The organism is Stutzerimonas stutzeri (assembly GCF_018138085.1).
Lineage (GTDB): Bacteria > Pseudomonadota > Gammaproteobacteria > Pseudomonadales > Pseudomonadaceae > Stutzerimonas > Stutzerimonas stutzeri_AI.
In genome coordinates, this window is record NZ_CP073105.1 from 697,031 (window position 1) to 714,099 (window position 17,069).

13 protein-coding genes are annotated in these 17,069 nt (G+C 63.3%); 3 read left to right on the plus strand and 10 right to left on the minus strand.

Translation table 11 applies throughout. From position 1 onward, the window contains the following. The first annotated feature begins 141 nt into the window (after nucleotides 1-141). A complete protein-coding gene (locus KCX70_RS03435) occupies nucleotides 142-918 on the plus strand; it encodes a ferredoxin--NADP reductase (RefSeq protein WP_212619280.1) in 777 nt (258 codons plus the stop codon). 157 nt (nucleotides 919-1,075) lie between these two features. Here KCX70_RS03435 and gdhA read toward each other — a convergent pair whose 3' ends face one another. Together gdhA and KCX70_RS03445 are read right to left on the minus strand one after the other, a co-directional pair. Further along, on the minus strand, nucleotides 1,076-2,413 hold the full coding sequence (gdhA, locus tag KCX70_RS03440) for an NADP-specific glutamate dehydrogenase (RefSeq protein WP_212619281.1): 1,338 nt from the start codon (nucleotides 2,411-2,413) through the stop codon (nucleotides 1,076-1,078). A 162-nt stretch (nucleotides 2,414-2,575) separates the two neighbouring features. Then, complete coding sequence (locus KCX70_RS03445) at nucleotides 2,576-3,496, minus strand: choline sulfate utilization transcriptional regulator (RefSeq protein WP_212619282.1); 921 nt, start codon at nucleotides 3,494-3,496, stop codon at nucleotides 2,576-2,578. Nucleotides 3,497-3,608: 112 nt separating this feature from the next. On the opposite strand from KCX70_RS03445, the gene betC reads away from it, so the two are divergent. Both betC and choX read left to right on the plus strand, forming a co-directional pair. Then, on the plus strand, nucleotides 3,609-5,117 hold the full coding sequence (gene betC / locus KCX70_RS03450; protein WP_212619283.1) for a choline-sulfatase: 1,509 nt from the start codon (nucleotides 3,609-3,611) through the stop codon (nucleotides 5,115-5,117). Between the two features lie 56 nt (nucleotides 5,118-5,173). After that, complete coding sequence (gene choX, locus KCX70_RS03455; protein WP_021210004.1) at nucleotides 5,174-6,112, plus strand: choline ABC transporter substrate-binding protein; 939 nt, start codon at nucleotides 5,174-5,176, stop codon at nucleotides 6,110-6,112. A 284-nt stretch (nucleotides 6,113-6,396) separates the two neighbouring features. On the opposite strand, the gene betA is transcribed toward choX, so the two are convergent. From betA to KCX70_RS03495, 8 genes are all read right to left on the minus strand, one after another. Next, a complete protein-coding gene (betA, locus tag KCX70_RS03460) occupies nucleotides 6,397-8,106 on the minus strand; it encodes a choline dehydrogenase (protein ID WP_212619284.1) in 1,710 nt (569 codons plus the stop codon). A gap of 85 nt (nucleotides 8,107-8,191) precedes the next feature. Then, a complete protein-coding gene (gene betB, locus KCX70_RS03465; RefSeq protein WP_212619285.1) occupies nucleotides 8,192-9,664 on the minus strand; it encodes a betaine-aldehyde dehydrogenase in 1,473 nt (490 codons plus the stop codon). 34 nt (nucleotides 9,665-9,698) lie between these two features. After that, entirely contained in the window at nucleotides 9,699-10,292 is a 594-nt protein-coding gene (gene betI, locus KCX70_RS03470) for a transcriptional regulator BetI (RefSeq protein ID WP_212619286.1), read from the minus strand. Between the two features lie 258 nt (nucleotides 10,293-10,550). After that, entirely contained in the window at nucleotides 10,551-11,861 is a 1,311-nt protein-coding gene (locus KCX70_RS03475; RefSeq protein ID WP_212619287.1) for an OprD family porin, read from the minus strand. A gap of 69 nt (nucleotides 11,862-11,930) precedes the next feature. After that, on the minus strand, nucleotides 11,931-12,785 hold the full coding sequence (locus KCX70_RS03480) for a glycine betaine ABC transporter substrate-binding protein (RefSeq protein ID WP_212619288.1): 855 nt from the start codon (nucleotides 12,783-12,785) through the stop codon (nucleotides 11,931-11,933). Nucleotides 12,786-13,036: 251 nt separating this feature from the next. Then, a complete protein-coding gene (locus KCX70_RS03485; protein WP_102847085.1) occupies nucleotides 13,037-13,981 on the minus strand; it encodes a choline ABC transporter substrate-binding protein in 945 nt (314 codons plus the stop codon). Between the two features lie 35 nt (nucleotides 13,982-14,016). Continuing rightward, a complete protein-coding gene (locus tag KCX70_RS03490; RefSeq protein WP_021209997.1) occupies nucleotides 14,017-14,904 on the minus strand; it encodes an ABC transporter permease in 888 nt (295 codons plus the stop codon). A 2-nt stretch (nucleotides 14,905-14,906) separates the two neighbouring features. Continuing rightward, complete coding sequence (locus KCX70_RS03495) at nucleotides 14,907-16,103, minus strand: quaternary amine ABC transporter ATP-binding protein (RefSeq protein ID WP_102847084.1); 1,197 nt, start codon at nucleotides 16,101-16,103, stop codon at nucleotides 14,907-14,909. Nucleotides 16,104-17,069 lie beyond the last annotated feature (966 nt).

The window sequence follows — 17,069 nt, forward strand, 5'->3', positions numbered from 1 at the left end:
ACTCGCTACGCTCGCCTGCGGGCCGGCCGTCGGCTGTTGTTTCCGCGGGTCGTTGCCTTGTCTTGCCAGCCTCGCCTGGGGGTTTTCCCAAGCCTGAGCAACCCTCGAAAACCGATAAGTTGTCCGCGAAGGGAGCGAAGTATGACCGTCAGCGAAGAGAAGTTCACCCGCCAGCGTCTGCTCGAGGTGCAGACGTTGACGCCCAACCTGTTCACCCTGCGCACCACGCGTGACCCGGGGTTTCGCTTCACCGCTGGCCAGTTCGCCCGCCTCGGGGTGCGCAAGCCCAGCGGCAGCATCGTCTGGCGTGCCTATTCGATGGTCTCCGCGCCCCATGACGAATTTCTCGATTTCTTCTCCATTGTGGTGCCGGACGGCGAGTTCACCAGCGAGCTGAGCCGCCTCCAGCCCGGCGACGAGCTGCTGGTGGACAAACAGGCGTTCGGCTTTCTGACGCTCGATCGCTTCATCGACGGCCGAGACCTCTGGCTGCTGGGTACCGGCACCGGGCTCGCGCCGTTCCTGTCGATTCTGCAGGACTTCGAGGTCTGGCAACGATTCGAGCGAATCATCCTGGTCTACAGCGCGCGTACCGCGTCGGAGCTGGCCTATCAGGCGCTGATTCGCGACTTGCCGCAGCGCGACTACCTCGAAGGCCTGGGCTCGAAGCTTACTTATCTGCCGGTGGTCACCCGCGAGCAGGTTCCCGGCGCGCTGCACGGGCGCGTCACCACCCTGATCGAAAACGGCGAGCTGGAACGCGCCGCGGGCCTCGCGCTGGAGCCAGAGCATTCGCGGATCATGCTCTGCGGCAACCCACAGATGATCGAAGACACCCGCGCCATGCTCAAGGAGCGTGATCTCAATCTCAGCCTGACCCGGCGGCCAGGGCAGGTGGCGGTGGAGAATTATTGGTAGGGAGCTGGAAGAAAAAGCGCGGTGAAGGCTGCACGGCGATGCGAGCAGCTTTTCGCTGGGAAAAGAAGGCCGATCATCACGCAAGCGTCGAGGAAGCTGGCTCCTGCCGAACGATTCGGCAGGAGCTTTTGCGCTTCAACACGGGGCGTCGAACGGCTTAAACCACGCCCTGCGCCAGCATGGCATCGGCGACCTTGACGAAGCCGGCGATGTTGGCGCCCTTCACGTAGTTGGTGCGGCCGTTTTCTTCGCCATACCCCACGCAAGCGTGATGAATCGACTGCATGATGCTGTGCAGCTTGGTATCCACCTCGCCGGCGGTCCAGTGCAGGCGCATGGCGTTCTGGCTCATTTCCAGGCCGCTACAGGCCACGCCGCCGGCGTTGGATGCCTTGCCCGGGGCAAACAGGATGCCCGCCTCTTGGAACAGGTCCACCGCTTCGAGCGTCGAGGGCATGTTGGCGCCTTCGGCAACGCAGAGGCAGCCGTTGTTCAACAGGGTGCGGGCATCCTCGCCGTCGAGTTCGTTCTGCGTGGCGCAGGGCAGGGCGATCTCACAGGCCAGCCCCCAAGGGCGCTGATCGGGTAGGTGGGTCACGCCGAAATGCCGTCCCATTTCCTCGAGCCGGCCGCGACGGACGTTCTTGAGCTCCATCAGGTATTCCCACTGCTCGTCGGTCAACCCGTCAGGGAAATGCAGCGTACCGCCCGAATCCGACAGCGAAACCACCTTGCCGCCCAGCTCCATGACTTTCTGCGCGGCGTATTGCGCGACGTTGCCCGAACCGGAAATCGCCACGCGCTTGCCATCGAAGCTGGAGTGAGTGGTCTTGAGCATTTCCTCGGCGAAATAGACGCAGCCGTAGCCGGTGGCTTCGGGGCGGATCAGGCTGCCACCGTAGGACAGACTCTTGCCGGTGAGCACCGAGGTGAACTGGTTCGACAGGCGCTTGTATTGCCCGAACAGGTAACCGATCTCGCGCGCGCCGACGCCGATATCGCCGGCCGGCACATCCAGGTCGGCGCCGACATGGCGGAACAGCTCGCTCATGAAGGACTGGCAGAAACGCATCACCTCGCCGTCGCTCTTGCCCTTGGGGTTGAAGTCCGAGCCGCCTTTACCGCCGCCCATGGGTAGCGAAGTGAGGGAGTTCTTGAACACCTGTTCGAAGGCGAGAAACTTCAGCACGCCGAGGTTGACCGAGGGATGGAAGCGCAGGCCGCCTTTGTAGGGGCCGATGGCGCTGTTCATCTGGATGCGAAAGCCGCGGTTGACCTGGACCTGGCCGCGGTCATCGACCCAGGGTACGCGGAAAATGATGGTCCGCTCCGGCTCGACCATGCGCTCGAGGATGCCGGCCTGCTGGTACTTCGGGTTTGCTTCCAGGAAGGGCCAGAGGCTGCCGAGGACCTCTTCGACGGCTTGATGGAATTCGGGTTGGTGCGGGTCGCGCTGCTTCAGGCGGGCAAGAAATCCATGGACGGTTTCAGTCATTCAGATGGCCTCGGAAGACCGCGGTTGCGGTCACGAAAAAGAAATATGGCCGTCGACTCTAGCAAGCGCGTTTGCCTCGCGATAGTGCGTTCTAGCGCGTGACGCACATCAATGGTGCGCCACCGCTGCGTCGTCTGCACGAGTTGCCTGGATTGCCTCACTTCAGCCCTGTGCCCCGTCGCTCGCCAGTTCGGCCTGCAACCAGGCCACGAAACTGTCGATCAGGCGCTGGCGCCGTTTGCGCTCGGGCAGCACGACGTAATAGCCGAATTCGGTTCGCACGCTTTCGTCGCAGACCCGACAGAGCAGCCCCTGGGCCAGGAGCTCATCGACCAGATGACGCCAGCCGATGGCGACGCCCTGGCCGGCAATCGCCGCCTGGATCAGCAGGGTGTAATTGTCGAAACGCAGCATGCCCGAGCCGGGTGTCTCGGTAATCCCGAATGCGCGGAACAGACTGCTCCAGTCGAGCCAGCGCGAGCGGCTTTCCGGGCGCAGATGCAGCAGCGGCAGCCGCGCCAGGGTCGCCGGCGCCAAGGGCGCGGCCTCATTTTTCAGCAGTAGCGGGCTGCACACGGGATAGACCTCCTCGTGAAACAGCAGGTGCGCCTCGCCATGCTTGGAGCGGCCATCGCCGAAGACAATGGCCACGTCCGTCTCCGATGGCAGTACCCCCAGGCCGCGTTCGCTGGTTACCAGGCTGACATCCACCGCCGGATGCAGCCGATGAAACCGCTCCAGGCGCGGCATCAGCCAGTACGCGGCGAAGGCGAAATCGGTAGCGACCTGAAGCACCTCGTGCTGTTGCTGTGCGGTGACCGCGGCAAGGCCGGCATCGAGCGTCCCCAGGCCCTGCTGCACGTAACTCAGTAGAAGCTCGCCGGCCTCGGTGAGGACGATGCCGCGATAGACCCGATCGAACAGGCGAACCGCCAGCTGCTGTTCCAGGCGCTTGATCTGCTGGCTGATCGCCGGCTGAGTGCTGCCCAGCTCCAGCGCGGCGGCAGTGAAGCTTTGTTGGCGTGCGGCGGATTCGAATACCCGCAGCGCATCGAGGGGAATCTGATCGATCCGGTTTGGCATTAGCTGTGCTTATCCTAGGCATATATGGCAGCCGGGTTTACCGCAGATTTACAGGGTCCAGACTGTGTTCCCAGGCAATCTCGCATAAAAACAAGGCATGGACCATTCGCATATGAAGCGCCCCAACATCCTGTTCATTATGGCCGACCAGATGGCCGCTCCCATCCTGCCGATGCATGACCCGGCGTCGCCGATCAAGGTGCCTAACCTTATGCGCCTGGCCACCGAAGGCGTGGTGTTCGATTCGGCTTACTGCAACAGCCCGCTCTGCGCACCGTCGCGCTTCACCCTGGTCAGTGGCCAGCTGCCCAGCAAGATCGGCGCTTACGACAATGCCGCCGACTTTCCTGCCGACGTGCCGACCTATGCGCACTACCTGCGGCGGCTCGGTTACCGCACGGCGCTGTCCGGCAAGATGCATTTCTGCGGTCCGGACCAGCTGCATGGCTACGAGGAGCGGCTGACCAGCGACATCTACCCGGCCGACTACGGCTGGGCGGTGAACTGGGATGAGCCCGAGGTGCGGCTGAGCTGGTACCACAATATGTCCTCGGTGCTGCAGGCCGGGCCCAGCGTCCGTACCAATCAGATGGATTTCGATGAGGAGGTGGTATTCAAGGCGCAGCAGTATCTCTACGACTTCGTTCGCGCCGACGACAACCGGCCGTTCTGCCTGACGGTCTCGATGACCCATCCGCACGATCCCTACACCATTCCCGAGGAGTACTGGAACCGTTATAGCGACGAGGACATCCCGCTGCCGCGCCAGAACATCGCTCAGGACGAGCAGGACCCGCACTCGCAGCGTCTGCTCAAGGTCATCGACCTATGGGGCAAATCATTGCCCGAAGAGAAGATCCGTGATGCTCGCCGCGCCTATTTCGGCGCTTGCAGCTACATCGACGACAACGTCGGCAAGCTGCTGAAGACGCTCGAAGCGTGCGGCCTGGCCGAGGACACCATCGTGGTCTTCTCCGGCGACCACGGCGACCAGCTGGGCGAGCGTGGCCTCTGGTACAAGATGCACTGGTTCGAGATGGCCGCGCGCGTGCCGCTGATCATCCGTGCCCCGGGAATCGATCCGGCGCGGATCGGCGCTTCGGTATCGACCGCCGACCTGTTGCCGACCCTGGTCGAGCTGGCCGGCGGCACGCTGGAGGCGAACCTGCCGCTCGATGGCCGTTCGCTGCTGCCGCACCTGACCGGGCACGAGGGCCATGACGAAGTGATCGGCGAGTACATGGCCGAAGGCACCACCAGTCCGCTGATGATGATCCGGCGCGGCGCCTACAAATTCATCTATTCGGAGCAGGACCCCTGCTTGCTGTTCGACGTGGCCAACGACCCGCTGGAGCGCGAGAACCTGATGAATTCCGCCGATCATCAGATGCTCGCCGACGCCCTCCTGGCCGAGGCGCGGCAGCGTTGGGATATCCCGGCCATCCATGACCAGGTGCTCGCCAGCCAGCGCCGGCGGCGGTTGGTCAGCGAAGCGCTGAGCCTCGGCAAGCGCACCAGCTGGGACCACCAACCCTGGGTCGATGCCAGCCAGCAATACATGCGTAACCACATCGACCTGGACGATCTCGAGCGCAAGGCACGTTACCCTAGACCCGAATAGCGATGGCTGCCAGCCAACCGTGCACAGGGAACCCATTCGAACAAGAGCGAAGGCAGATGGATATGAAAAAACACACACTGAGCGCAATCCTGGCCAGCGGCATGCTGCTGGCCGCCACCAATCTCCACGCCCAGACCGAGGGTAGCCAGTGCGCGACCGTGCGCCTGGGCGACCCGGGCTGGAGCGATATCGCGGTCACCAACGGGATCGCCAGCCTGCTGCTCGAGGGGCTCGGCTACAAGCCGAAGGTCATGACGCTGGGTGTGCCGATCATCTTCGCCGGGCTGACCAAGGACCAGGTCGACGTCTTCCTGGGCAACTGGATGCCGGCGCAACAGGACAACTACGACAAGTTCGTGGCGAGCGGTGAAATCGACGAGCACAGCGTCAACCTGACCGGTACCGAATACACCCTGGCGGTCCCGACATCGGTCTGGAACGCCGGGGTAAAGCGCTTCGAGGACCTCGACAAACATGCCGAACTGTTCGACAAGACCATCTACGGGATCGCCGCCGGTGCGCCGGCGAATCTGTCGATCCAGAAGATGATCGACCAGGACGAGTTCGGCCTGGGCGACTGGCGACTGGTGGAATCCAGCGAGCAGGCGATGCTGGTGCAGGTCGGACGCGCGGTGAAACGCGACAAGGGCGTGGTCTTTCTCGGCTGGACACCGCACCCGATGAACGTGCAGTACGACATCAAGTATCTCAAGGGTGGCGAGGCCTATTTCGGCGAGAGCGGAACGGTCAACACGCTGGTACGCAAGGGCTACGCCGCGCAGTGCCCGAATGTCGGCAAGCTGCTCAGCAACCTGAAGTTCACCCAAGACATGGAGAACGCCATCATGGACGAGGTGCTGGCCAGGAACGCCAGCAACGACGCGGCAGTGAAGGCGTGGATCAAAGCCCACCCCGAGGTGCTCGAAGGCTGGCTGCAAGGCGTCACGACCCTCGAGGGTGAAGAGGGGCTGGCAGCGGTGAAGGCCTCGCTCTGAGGGTCCTTAACGGCATACGCACGTAGGGCGTGGAACGATCGCCACGCCGCTCTGCAGCTGTGGGCTGAAGCCCACCCTACGTAAGGGCTTTGGTTAAACGCTTGAATGATTCCTGAGCGTGCCCACGCTCGGCGTGGGCGTTTGACTGTCCGTAGGGTGGGCTTCAGCCCACCGCCCTGCAGTGACGTGATGACCCTACCCACGTTTCGCATGGCACGCCATTGCGACGTGCGGAAGCGCGGTGGTTGTAAAAGCGACAGCCACCCTACGTCAGATTTCTATACCTAAACGCTCTCTGCCATGTGCGCACCAACCGGCTGTGCCGGCGCCGCGTTGCGTGCCGGGGCGTTTCCGGCGACGTAGTAGGGCGCGGTGCTGCGCGGCAATGGTGTGCGCCCGCGAATCCGGTCGGCGAGCTTCTCGGCCATCATGATGGTCGGTGCGTTGAGGTTGCCGGTGGTGATCAGGGGCATGATCGAGGCATCGATCACCCGCAATCCGTCCAGCCCGTGTACCCGGCCCTGGCCGTCGACCACCGCCATGTCGTCCTCGCCCATCTTGCAGGAGCAGGAGGGATGGAACGCGGTTTCGGCGTGTTGGCGGACGAACTCGTCCAGCTCGGCATCGCTTTGCACGTCAGCGCCGGGGCTCAGCTCGCGGCCGCGATAAGGATCCAGGGCCGATTGCGCCATGATTTCCCGGGTGATCCGGATCCCGTCGCGGAACTCCTGCCAGTCCTGTTCGCAGGACATGTAGTTGAACAGGATGCTCGGATGCTGGCGCGGGTCCCGCGAGCGGGCATGCACACGCCCGCGGCTGGGCGAGCGCATGGAGCCGACGTGGGCCTGGAAGCCGTGTTCCTTCACCGCGTTGCTGCCGTTGTAATTGATCGCCACCGGCAGGAAGTGGTACTGGATGTTCGGCCATTCGAACTCGGCGCGCGAGCGAATGAATCCGCCCGCCTCGAACTGGTTGCTGGCGCCGATCCCCTTGCCCATGAACAGCCACTCGGCACCGATCAGCGGCTGGTTGTGTAGCTGCAGGGCGGGGTAGAGCGAGACCGGCTGCTTACACGCGTATTGCAGGTACATCTCCAGGTGGTCCTGCAGGTTGGCGCCGACACCCGGAAGATCATGGACGATCGGAATGCCGAGTTCGCGCAGCAGCGCGCCCGGACCGACGCCCGAGCGTTGCAGGATCTGTGGCGAAGCGATGGCGCCGCTGCATAGCAGCACTTCGCGGCGGGCATGGACAGTTACCGGCGTATCGCTGTTGCCGTGCAGATAAGCCGCGCCGATGGCCCGCTTGCCGCTGAACAGGATGCGATCGGTCAGTGCGTGGGTCACGATGGTCAGGTTCGGCCGGCCCCGGGCCATGTCCAGATAGCCGCGCGCGGTGCTGGCGCGACGGCCCTTGGGCGTGACCGTGCGATCCATCGGGCCGAAGCCTTCCTGGCGATAGCCGTTGAGGTCGTCGGTTTCCGGGTAGCCGGCCTGCACACCGGCCTCGATCATGGCGCGGAACAGCGGATTATTGCCCGGCTTGGGCGTGGTCACGCTCACCGGGCCGTCGCCGCCGTGGTAGTCGTTGGGGCCGATGTCGCGGGTTTCGGCCTTGCGGAAGTAGGGCAGGCAGTCGAGATAGGTCCAGTCTTCCAGGCCGGGCGCCTTGGCCCAGCCGTCGTAGTCCATGGCATTGCCACGGATGTAGCACATGCCGTTGATCAGCGAGGAGCCACCCAGGCCCTTGCCCCGGCCGCACTCCATGCGGCGGTTGTTCATATGCGGTTCGGGGTCGGTCTCGTAGGCCCAGTTATAGCGCCGACCCTGCAGCGGAAAGGCGAGCGCGGCGGGCATCTGGGTACGGAAGTCCATCCGGTAGTCGGGGCCCCCGGCTTCGAGCAGCAGCACGCTGACATCAGCGTCCTCGGTCAGGCGAGTCGCTAGCACGTTACCGGCCGAACCGGCGCCGATGATGATGTAGTCGTATTCCATGAAAGCTCTCCTGCGGAGGCGGCAGGCCACCGGCTTCAGGTGGCTCGTTTTAGCCTGGACCCCTGATGCCTGCCGCCTGTAGCCCTTAGAAAACCGAGGCGAAATCGCCCAGCTCGACCTGGATCGATTTGGTCCGGGTGTAATGCGTCAGGGTCATCAGCCCGTTTTCGCGGCCCACACCGGATTGCTTGTAGCCGCCGACCGGCATTTCGGCTGGCGATTCGCCCCAGGTATTGATCCAGCAGATGCCCGCTTCCAGGCGGTGAATCACGCGGTGAGCGCGGGCCAGGTCGTTGGTCACCACCCCTGCGGCGAGGCCGTAGTCGGTGTCGTTGGCGCGGCGGATGACTTCCGCTTCGTCATCGAAGACCAGGATGCTCATCACCGGACCGAAGATCTCTTCGCGCACGATGCGCATGTCGTCACGGCAGTCGCTGAACACGGTCGGCGCGACATAGGCGCCCTTGGCGTACTCGCCCTCGGTCACCCGCGTTCCGCCGCAGAGCAGGCGTGCACCTTCGGCCCGGCCCGACTCGATGTAATCAAGCACGTTGTCCATGTGCGCGAAGCCCACCAGCGGACCGAAGTTGGTCTGCTCGTCCAGCGGGTCGCCCAGGCGGATGCGCTTGATGCGTTCGAGCACCTTGGCTTCGAAGCGCGCCTGCAGCGAACGATGGATGAACACGCGGGTGCCGTTGGTGCAGACCTGGCCGGAACTGAAGAAGTTGGCCATGACCGCGATGTCCGCGGCACGGTTGAGATTGGCGTCCTCGAAGATGATCAGCGGCGACTTGCCGCCCAGCTCCATGGTCACGTCCTTGAGCGACGAGCTGGACGCACTGGCCATGACCTTCTTGCCGGTGCTGGTGCCGCCGGTGAAGGAGATCTTCGCGATGCCCGGGTGCTCGGTGAGGCAGGTGCCGACTTCTCGGCCGCTGCCGGTGAGTACGTTGAACACGCCGTCCGGTACGCCTGCCTCGGTATAGATCTCGGCCAGCTTCAGCGCGCTCAGCGAGGTCATCTCACTGGGTTTGAAGATCATGGCGTTGCCGGCTGCCAGGGCTGGCGCGGATTTCCACAGGGCGATCTGGATCGGGTAGTTCCAGGCGCCGATACCCGCCACCACACCCAGCGGCTCGCGGCGGGTATAGACGAAGCTGGTGTCGCGCAACGGGATCTGCTCGCCTTCGATGGCCGGGATCAGCCCTGCGTAATACTCGAGCACATCGGCACCGGTGACGATGTCCACGGCGCGGGTCTCGGCCAGCGGCTTGCCGGTGTCGAGGGTTTCCAGCTCGGCCAGTTCGTCGTTGCGCTCGCGCAGGATATCCACCGCGCGGCGAAGGATGCGCGAGCGCTGCATGGCCGTCATGGCGGCCCAGATATTCTGCCCGGCGGCGGCGCTGGCCACGGCCTTGTCGACATCCTCTGACGAGGCGCGCTGCAGTTCGGCGAGTACTTCACCGGTCGCCGGATTGACGGTCTCGAAGGTGTCGCCGCTGGTCGCGTCGACATAGCGGCCGTCGATGTAGAGTTTCTGTTGCTCGAAACGGGGCATGGTCATCCTCGTGCGGTGCGTATTGGAGAAGGGGTCAGTGCACCTGCTTGGTCAGGAGCTGATCCAGGTAGTCGTAGGCCAGTTGCAGCGCCTGCTCGATATCGAATTCATTGCTGGCCAGTGCGCCGCGCAGCCACAGGCCGTCGATCAGCGCTGACATTCCGCGCGCGGCCGAGCGTGCTTGCTCCTTCGGCAGAACGCGGCGGAACTCGCAGCAGAGATTGGAATACAGGCGGTGATCGTTGATCCGCTGCAACCGGTGCAGGGAGGGCTGATGCATGCTGAACGCCCAGAACGCCAACCAGGTTTTCATCGCGGGACCGTTCACCTGGCTGTCGTCGAAGTTGCCCTCGATGATCGCCTTCAGGTGCGCGCGCGGACTGTCATCGGCAAGCGCCTCGCGGCGTATGCGAACGGCCTGGTTCAGCGCCTTCATCAGGTGCCGCATGGTGGCCTCGAGCAGGCCGTTCTTGTCCTGGAAATAGTGAGCGATGATGCCGTTCGAGACGCCCGCCAGGCGGGCAATCATGGAGATGCTGGCATCGCTCATTCCGACCTGGTCCACGGCCGCCAGGGTGGCGTGGATCAGTTGCTTGCGTCGGATGGGCTGCATTCCAACCTTGGGCATTGGAGGCTCCGGGAAGACAGTGACTGCGGTACACCCTAGATTTTATTGATTGAACGATCAATCAATAAAAACGGCGTTGTCGGGAATGGATAAGATCTGTCGCGGACCGCAAGGGCAGGAGCCCGAGACCGAACACCGGCCGTGAGCAGGCCTTCGCGATGCGGTACGCCGCCACTCACCGACAGCCGCTGGGCATGGCCGCGGCGGCGTTCCGACAATGTGGTACGGGCGCATTCAGCGCCCATACGCCGGTACTGCTTACAGAATGTCCAACGGGTACTCGGTGATCACGCGCAGCTCGTCGATGTCGCCGGCGAAGCCGCGTGCGGTGGCGTAACGCACCCGCAGGGAAAGGTCCTTGAGGTCGCCTTCCTGCACCACGTACTTGGCTTCGAGGTCGCGTTCCCACTCCTTGCCCTTGCCGGCATCTCCCGCGTAGTAGGCGTAGGCGCCGCCGGTGTCGACGCTGGCGCCGTCGATATCACCCTTGATGTAACGGGCCATTAGTTTCAGACCCGGCACGCCGTAGGCCTCCATGTTCAGGTCGTAGCGGGCTTGCACGGACTTCTCGCCCGGCGCGTTGAAGTCCGACCACTGCGAGGAGTTGGCCAGGTAGATGGAATCACCGGCGTTGGTGCCGTCCATGCTGATGTAGTCCATGGGCGAGTTGCCGTTCACCTGCTGGTGGGCGAGGGTGAAGGTATGCGCGCCGATCGTGTAGCCGGCCGCCAGCGACCAGGCGGTGGTGTTGATGTCGCCAGCCAGGGCGGAGCCTTCGTCACGGGTGTCGTAGGCGTTGAAGTCGAACGACAGCGCCTGACCTTCGGAGAGTGGCAGCGCGTAGTTCAGGTTGCCGTAGTACTGAGTCCAGACATCCTCGTACTTGGAGCCGTAGAGGGTGGCGCTGAGGCTGTCGGTGAGCTGGTAGGTGCCGCCCAGGTAGCTGACGGTCTCCGAATCGATGGCACCGGCGTAGACCAGGGTGATCTCGCCGTCGTGGTTGAGCGAGCGGTTGCGGTCACGAATCGAGGTGAAATAGCCCGCGTCGACGGTCAGCTGGTCGATCTCGTTGGAGGTCAGCTGAAAACCGGTGGCGGTGCTGGCGAAGATGCGTCCGGTGCCGGGGGAGAAGACCGGAGCGGTGGGCGTCAGGTCCCCGTACTTCAGGGTGGTATTGGAGACACGTACCTTGACCGCGCCGCCAGCGAAGCCGAAGTTGTCGGCAGCACGGCCGTCGCTATCGACCGGCAGCAGGCCGGTGCCGCTGGTGCCGCGGCCGCTGTCGAGCTTGACCGCGCCACCAGCATGCAGGTCGACGCCGAAGCCGACGGTGCCCTGGGTGAAGCCGGACTTATAGGCGAGTAGCAGGCCGTGGGCCCACTCTTCCCGACGGCTCTGGGCGGCGCCCGGTGCGTGGTTGTCGCGGGCGAAGTAGTAGTTCTTGTTCAGCAGTGTCAGCTTGCCGCCGTCGGCGAAGCCGGTGGCTTCCGACTGTTCGCTGGCCACGGCCAGTTGAGCAGAGGCGGCCGTGACGGCCAGCGCCAGGGCGCTCCATCTCAATGTGTGCATGTTGGTGACTCCGTTGCATCAGCGGCGCCCACTGGGCACCGCTGTGGATGAGGGTTTGGTTGGTGGGGGTTATTCGAGCCAGCCGGCGACGCGTTCCGGGTGGTTCTTCACCCACTCGCGTGCGGCATCGTCCGGCTTGGCGCCGTCGCGGATCGCCAGCATGACCTCGCCAACTTCTTCGGCGCCCCAGCTGAATTTCTTCAGGAAGGCCTCGGCTTCGGGCGCCTTGCTGGCGAGCCCCGGATTGGCGACCGTGTCGACATGTTCGTCGTCACCGAAGACCTTTTTCGGATCTTCCAGGAAGCGCAGCTTCCACTTGGCGAACATCCAGTGCGGGATCCAACCGGTGACGACGATCGGCTTCTGTGCCTTCTCCGCGCGCGTCAGCGCAGTGGTCATCGCTGGTCCGGAGCTGGGCATCAGGCGGATGTCCAGATTGTATTGCTTGATGGCATCTTCGGTCCGGCGCATGACGCCGGCGCCGGCATCGATGCCGGTGATCTTGCCGTCGAACGCCTTGCTGTACTTGTTGAGGTCCTCGATGCTTTTGGCCTCGACGTAATCCGGCACGATCAAGCCGATCTTCGCGCCTTCATAGTTGGTGCCGAGCACCACGACCTTGTCCTTCAGTTTCTCGAAGTACTCACCGTGGGTGGCGGGCAGCCAGGCGGAGAGCGTGGCATCGAGGTCGCCGCGCGCGACGCCCTGCCACATGATGGCCGGTTCGACCGGTTGCAGCTTGACGGAATAGCCGAGTTTGCTTTCGAGAATTTCGCCCGCCACGTGCGTGGCGGCGACGCTGTCGTCCCAGCCGTTGACGTAGCCGATCTTCAGCTCGGGCTTGTCCGCCGCCATGCTGCTGGCCATGCCGAGCGCCATGGTGGCGGCGCCGAGGCCACAAAGAAGGTGCTTGAATAGACTCATGCGTGTTAGCTCCATGTCAGGAAATGGCAGTGATGCCAACCATGGTCCCGCTCTGCGAAGGCCACGGTTTGTCGCAGGGACCTCGGCGTTTGGGCGAGGTCCCGTGCACGGTTCGGCGCGCTGGTTCTGCTTGCGCACCGGCGAATGGAAAAATGTTTGGTGTTGGGGCGGCAGGGCAGGCTCGTCTCGGTGCGTGGGCCGAGGCGGGCCTGCCGGCTATGCGCGCCTGGCCCTGTCTTGTCCGCCGGGGCTCAGAGGCCGATGAACTTCTTGACGGCGGCGACGCCGTCCTGACCGTCCTGAGTGGTGACTCCGGCCAGCCACTGATCGAGGACGTCCGGATGCGCCTTGAGCCATTGCTTGGCGACGGTTTGCGGATCGTCCCGCTCCTGCGCCATCTGCATCAGCTCGCTTTCCATGGCGACGCTGAATTGCAGGTTCTGCAGCAGCTTTCCAACGTTCGAGCAGCGCTCCAGGTAGTCAGGCGGCACCACGGTGTAAACCTTGGCGGCACCGAAGTCAGGTCCGAACACGTCATCGCCGCCGGCGAGATAGGTCAGGTCGTACTGGGTGTTCATCGGGTGCGGAGCCCAGCCGAGGAAAACCACCGGCTCCTTCTTCCGAATCGCCCGTTGCACCTGCACCAGCATGCCGGCCTCGCTGGATTCGACCATGCGGAAATCACCGAGACCGAACTGGTCGTTCTTGATCATTTTCTCGATCAAGAGGTTGCCGTCGTTGCCCGGCTCGATCGCGTAGATGCGGCCGCCCAGCTGATCCTTGAACTTGGCGATGTCCTGGAAGCTCTTCAGCCCGGCTTCGGCCGCGTAGGTCGGCACCGCCAGGGTGTACTTGGCGCCTTCGAGGTTGGGTGACTCGAGCACCTTGACGCCGTTGTCCTTGGCGAAGGGTTCGATCACGGCGTCCATCGAGGGCGACCAATAGCCGAGAAAGGCGTCGATCTGCTTGTTCTTTACGCCGGTGAAGGCGATCGGTACCGAGGCCATCACCTTGCTCGGGTGGTAGCCCAGGCCCTCGGTCAGGACCATCGCGACACCGGTGGTCGCGGCGATGTCGGCCCAGCCGATCTCGGCGAAACGCACCTTCTCGCAACTCGCCGGCTCTTGTGCCCAGGCGCTTTGCAACAGCGTGCAGGCGAGCAGGCCGATACCCGTGATCGTCTTGAAATTGGTCATTCTGATTTCCTTTTTTCCGAATGGGATCGTTGCGCTTACTGGCCCTGCGGCCTGAGCTTGGTGGTCACCCAGGTGTACCAGGTCGCTTTCTGCGTGGCCCGCTTGGCGGTGCCGAAACTCTCGGTGATGCGGTCGAGGATGATCGCCAGCAGCACCACGGCCATGCCGCTTTCGAAGCCGAGGCCGATGTCCAGCCGCTGGATACTGGCCAACACGTCGTTGCCCAGGCCGCCGGCGCCGACCATCGAGGCGATGATCACCATTGACAGCGCCATCATGATGGTCTGGTTGACCCCGGCCATGATCGACGGCATGGCGTTGGGCAACTGGACCTTGAACAGCAGCTGCCGGCTGTTGCAGCCGAACGACTGGCCGGCTTCGACGATCTCCTTGTTGACCTGACGGATGCCAAGGTTGGTCAGGCGTACCGCCGGCGGCATGGCGAAGATCACCGTGGCGATGATGCCGGGCACGCGGCCGAGGCCGAACAGCATCGCGGCCGGGATCAGGTAGACGAACGCCGGCATGGTCTGCATGAAGTCCAGAATCGGGCGGGTGATGGTGGCGACCCGCTCACTGCGCGCCGACCAGATGCCCAGCGGAATTCCCAGCAGCAGGCTGATCAGTGTGGCGGAGAAGGTCAGGCCGAGGGTCACCACGGTCTGTTCCCAGAAACCGGTGAGCACGATGAGAATGAAGGACACCGCGGTGAAGGCGGCGAACCGGGCGCCTATGCGCCACAAGCCGAGGCCGACGAAGATGGCGATGAGCAGCCAGGCCGGCGGCAGCATCAGCAACGCTTCGACGCCTTCGGAGAATCCGCTGACCACGCTGCCGAGGCTGTCGAAGGCGCCGCTGTAGTTCTCCAGCAGATGCTGGACGACGTCGTTGACCCAGCTCCCCAGATCGAGATCTTTGCTCATGATCAATCCTCCTGCAGGCGGGTCAGAAGGCGGCCTTTACTGATGGCGCCCGCGTAGAACCCTTGGCTGTCCACCACGGGCATCGGTCCCTCGTTATCCACCAGGCGTTCGATCACCTGATCGAGCGGCTGGTCTTCGGTGAGGGGTTCGATCTGCTTCAACACGTTCGCTTCGAGCGGGCAGGTCTTGCCGTTCTCGACCAGCAGGGCGATGCGCTCCAGGCTGATCGAACCGCGGAATTTCTTGTCCTCGTCGACGATGAAGGCGTAGTGCTTGTCCATCGCCTGCAGTTCCTGGCAGACCTGCAGGGCGTCCGGCGCCTTGCCGTTGTGCACGTAGAGCGGAACGCTGTCGGCCTTGAGCTGGCCGGCGGTGAGGTAACGGCTGGTGTTGACGGTTTCGAAGAAGTTGCGCACGTAGGAGTTGGCGGGGTTGTCGATCAATTCCTGCGGCGTACCGACCTGAACCAGCTTGCCGCCTTCCATGATGCCGATGCGATTGCCGATGCGCATGGCCTCCTCGATGTCATGGGAGACGAAGATGATGGTGCGTCGATGGGTCTTCTGCAGCTCCAGCAGGACGTCCTGCATTTCGCGGCGCTTGAGCGGGTCGAGCGCGGAGAAGGCTTCGTCCATGATGATCATCGAGGGGTTCACGGCCAGCGCCCGGGCGAGGCCGACCCGCTGTTGCATACCGCCGGAAAGCTCGTGCGGAAACTTCTGCGCGAAGGTGTCGAGGCCGACCTGCGTGAGCACCGCCATGGCGCGCTCCTCGCGTTCCTTGCGGCCGACGCCGGCGACTTCCAGGCCGAAGGCGGCGTTGTCCAGAACCGAGCGCGAGGGCATCAGGGCAAACGACTGGAAGACCATGCTCATGTCGCGACGGCGCAGGTCGATGAGCTGTGAGTGGGGCAGTTTCGCGACGTTCTGCCCATCGATGAAGACGTTTCCGGCGCTGGGCTCGATCAAGCGATTGATCAGGCGTATCAGCGTGGATTTGCCGGAGCCGGACAGGCCCATCAGCACGAAGATTTCGCCTTCTTCGACGCTGAACGAAACATCACTCACGCCGATGACCGCGCCGCGCTCGGCGAGAATCTTGTCCTTGCTCCAGCCTTGCTTGAGCAAGGCGATGGCTTCTTGTTCTTGTGGGCCGAAGACCTTGTACAGGTTCTCGACGACGATTTTTCCAGACTGCATGGGACGGTTCCCCTCAGTAGACATCCAGATCAGCTAAACGGAGGCCGCAAGCGTCTCGCAACGCTCGCCGGCTTATGCCAACGGTTATGGCTGTGGGTTGGCATGTTCTTGGCTGGAAGCGGTCTCGCGGTGGCTCGACGGGCTGCGACCGTGCAGGCGGGACAGTGGCCCGTCTCGCACGTTTGCTGGCTCGGCATCGTTGCGTATTCACCGCAGTGTCGTAACCGCTTCTATCCTTTGGCAGTGCTAGTAAGCTCATCGTGGTCGTCGCTCTGTGTGGAGCGGAACCGGTACCCATTTCTTGTTATGTGTACAGCCGTTTGGGACGGCTGTAGCTATGTCTCGCAAGGCACCCAGTGGCCAACGCTGTTGGCTGGCGGCTGAGGAATATGGATTAACGATATCCCCCTCCGGCGGCAGCAATTGTCGAGTTACGACGCTTACATACTGAACGGCGACATGCACTGCTTAAAAAACCATAACAGAAAAAAATTCATCATGGCACCGCTGCGCTTTTCAGCGCTTGGCTCCACAAGTCCGCGATTTTGCTGGAGCTCCTATATGCCGTGGCCTGTAGCCACCAAGCAGAAGATGAAAAAAATTCAGCAGAAAGGCGCGATTACTCAACGGCCGGCGCTCTAGTCAGGGGTATTTTCGCCATTTCCCAGCGTTGTTCCGGAGCGGCTGGAACGGCCGCGCCAGCGCCGGAGGACAGGCGTTATAAGAAGGGCTTTTCCCGGCGATTCGAGCCGGTTGCCGCGAGCACCTTTCGGCTGATTTTTTGTTCATGAGCCTGTCACAAGCTGATGCTAGGCACCGGTTGGCCGCCGCCCAGGCGACCTCTGAAAGCGGCCGTGCGCTGTCCGCAGGCAAGCGCACCGAGCGGCCCTGATGATGACGAAATGCCGGCGGCTATCACTTGTTCGAACGGCGCAGCCGCCCGCAGGACTCATTGGTCACTTATTG